General features: G+C 75.5%; 1 protein-coding gene and 1 pseudogene. Both read right to left on the bottom strand.

Annotated elements, in window-relative coordinates:
• Positions 1 to 512 (bottom strand): PE family protein (locus AWC08_RS34370; RefSeq protein ID WP_142283975.1); only part of this gene is annotated, 512 nt, incomplete at its 3' end.
• Between the two features lie 166 nt (positions 513 to 678).
• A pseudogene (locus AWC08_RS36940) lies at positions 679 to 3,267 on the bottom strand (PE family protein); the annotation flags it as partial.

Raw genomic sequence — 3,267 nt, 5'->3', positions numbered from 1 at the left:
CCCCAAAAGCCACCAGCCCCGCCCGCTCCGAGCAGACCCGCGTTCCCACCGGCGCCGCCGACCTGCCCGGCCGCCCCTGACCCACCGTTGCCGCCGTTGCCGTACAGCAACCCACCCAGCCCACCGGCCTGCCCGGTGCCCGGCGCTCCGTTGGTGCCATCACCGATCAGCGGACGGCCCAACAACTGCTGGGTCGGCGCGTTGATCACATCAAGCACCAACTGCCCGACATTGACCGTGTCGGCGCGCGCATAACCGGCCCCGCCGGCGGCCAGCGTCTGGACAAACTGCTCATGCAGCACCGCGGCCTGACCGGCCAACTCCTGATACCCCAGCGCATGCCCGGAGAACAGCGTCGCAATCGCCCGCGACACCTCGTCGGCGGCCGCACTGGCCAGCCCCGTCGTCGACTGTGCTGCGGCCGCATTTGCCGCGGAGATGGTCGAACCGATACCCGCCACGTCTGAAGCCGCAGCCGCAACCATCTCCGGTGAAACCACCAAAAAAGTCATCAGCGACCTCGCCGTCCCTCAGAGAAACCCGAATTACCCCCGGCAACGACCGACAAAGGCACACACCGCGCCAGGCCGCGAGCATGAGTTGACACTTCCACTCGAATGCCCGTCCTTTCTCTTACGACCGTTCACCAGCTAGCAAGGCGTGTGGACAGCAATGGGACTACGTCGCGCCGGCACCGCCGGTGCCGCCTGCGCCCCCGCTGCCGCCGTTCGGGGGTCTGTTGTTCTGCCCGCCGGTCGGGCCGCTGCCGGCGGCGCCGACGGTTCCGAAGCTGCCGAAGCTCCCGTCGGCGGAGTTACCGCCAGTGCCGCCCGTGCCGCCGGTGCCGCCCGTGCCACCGAGGCCTGCGTAGTCATCGTTGCCGAACGTGCTGCCGTCGCCGCCGGTGCCGCCGGTGCCGCCGTTGCCGCCCGAGGCGGCTTTGCCGCCCAGAGCGGTCGCGCTGCCGCCGTTGCCGCCCACCCCGCCGTTGCCGCCGTTGCCTCCGTTGCCGTTGTTGGTGAACGGAACCTGGCTGTCGCCGCCGTGACCTCCGGTACCGCCGGTACCACCGGTGCCGCCGGCACCGGCGTCGCCGCCGAGACCTATGCCGGAGACGCCGCCGCCTAGGCCACCGTTCCCGCCTGCGCCGCCAGTACCGCCTTTGCCGCCGTCATAACCAGAGGAGAACAGGGCAAAGTTTGTCGCGGCACCGCCGGTGCCGCCGGTGCCGCCGTTGCCGGCGACGCCGCCGGCGCCGCCATTTGCGTCGTTGCCCTGACCGCCGTTTCCGGCGTCCCCGCCGGCGCCACCGGCGCCGCCCGCCCCGCCGTTGCGGCCATCGAAACTTCCTTCGCCGCCGGTTCCGCCGGTATTGCCATGACCGCCGCTGCCGCCGGCGCCTCCCTTGCCGCCGCCGAATCCGCCGTTGCCGCCGATGCCGCCGATACCGCCGGTACCGCCGGCACCGCCCGGCCCCCCGTCACCGCCGATCCCCGCGTCGCCGCCGGTGCCACCCTTGCCGGCCAGGCCGCCGTTGCCGCCTCTGCCGCCGTCGCCGCCGCCGACGCCGGCGATGCCGTTGCCGCCGAGACCCCCGGCACCGCCCTGACCGCCACCGCCGCCGGCGCCACCGTTATAGCCGTCTCCGATGAATCCCAGCAGTGGGCCCGCACCGTTGGCGCCGTTGCCGCCGGTGCCGCCGTTGCCGCCGGCGCCGCCGGCGCCGGCGACGCCCGCGACGCCCGCGACGCCCGCGGTGCCGCCGCCGGCAACACTGCCGGCCTCGCCGCCCGCACCGGCGTTGCCGCCGGCGCCGCCAGTGCCACCGATGCCGCCGTCACCGCCGGGCGGACCGTCGGAGTCACCGTCCGCAGGGGTGATGCCGTTGCCTCCTTGGCCGCCCTTGCCGCCGTTGGCGCCGTTGCCGCCGGTGCCGCCGCTGCCGGCGGTGCCGCCGTTGCTGGCGCCACCATTACCGCCCTCACCGCCGCTGCCGCCTTTTGTGCCGTTGCCGCCGGCCCCGCCATCGTTGTTGAAGTTGTTGGTGCCGTTACCGCCGACACCGCCGTTGGCCCCGTTGCCGCCGTTGCCGCCGATGCCCGCTTTGCCGGCGGTTCCGGCGGCACCTGGGCCCGTGCCGGCCAGGCCGGCTTTCCCGGCGTTGCCGCCGTTGCCGCCATCGCCGCCGTCGCCGCCGTCCACACTGGCCGTCCCGGCGAGGCCGACACCGCCCTTGCCGCCGAATCCGCCGTTGCCGCCGTTGCCGCCGTTGCCGTTGGTGCCACCGGCTTTGGCCGAGCCGCCGGTACCTCCTTGGCCGCCGTCCCCGCCGGCGCCACCGTTGCCACCGTTGATGTCGCCGACGACGCCGGCTTTTCCAAGGGCGCCGTTGCCGCCGTTGCCGCCGAGCCCGCCTTTGCCGCCATCGCCGGATATGCCGGCGCTGCCCCCGGTGCCTCCGGTCCCGGCGCTCCCAGCGGTGCCGGCGTTGCCGCCGGTCCCGCCGATGCCGCCGTTGCCGCCATTGGCGCCCGCGACGACGGCCGTGCCACCGGCCCCGCCGTTCCCACCGATGCCGCCGCTGCCGCTGTCACCGCCCGAGCCATTGACGCCACCAGGCCCGCTGTTGCCACCGGCCCCGCCGTTGCCTCCGGCCCCGCCTGAGAAGCCGGGGTTGCCGGTCACCCCGGCCCCGACGGCGGCCCCGGTGCCACCCTTGCCGCCGTAGCTGCCGTTGCCGCCGTCGCCGCCGGTACCGTATGCACCCGCGGTCCCGCTGACGCCGCCCGTGCCGGCCGCGCCGCCGGCACCGGCATTGCCGCCTTTGCCGCCACTGCCTCCTGCGCCGCCGGCCTTCGCGCCGTTTGCGTCGGCGCCGTGACCGCCATCGCCGCCGGCCCCGCCGCTGCCGCCCAGCCCGCCATTGCCGTTGACCGCCCCATTGCTTGCGTTGCCGCCCGCCCCGGCGGCCCCGCCAGCGCCGCCGGTACCACCGCTACCGCCGTTGTGGGCGTCGGACGTCGATACCCCCCCTTTGCCCGCCAGCCCGCCACCACCACCGGCACCGCCATTGCCGGCCACCGCTGCCAACCCGGCGGCCGCTCCGCCCGCGCCGCCCTTACCGCCGGCGCCGCCGCCGCCGCCATTGCCCGCCGCGACAGCGGCGGTGTCGTTGCCGCCGGTTCCGCCGGCCCCGCCGTGACCGCCGGCCCCGCCGCTGCCGCCCGCACCGGCCGGCCCGATCAGCGGCCCTTGCCCGGACTGCCC

The sequence above is a fragment of the Mycobacterium gordonae genome (assembly GCF_002101675.1).
GTDB lineage: Bacteria > Actinomycetota > Actinomycetes > Mycobacteriales > Mycobacteriaceae > Mycobacterium > Mycobacterium gordonae.
This window is presented reverse-complemented; position numbering and strand designations above follow the sequence as displayed.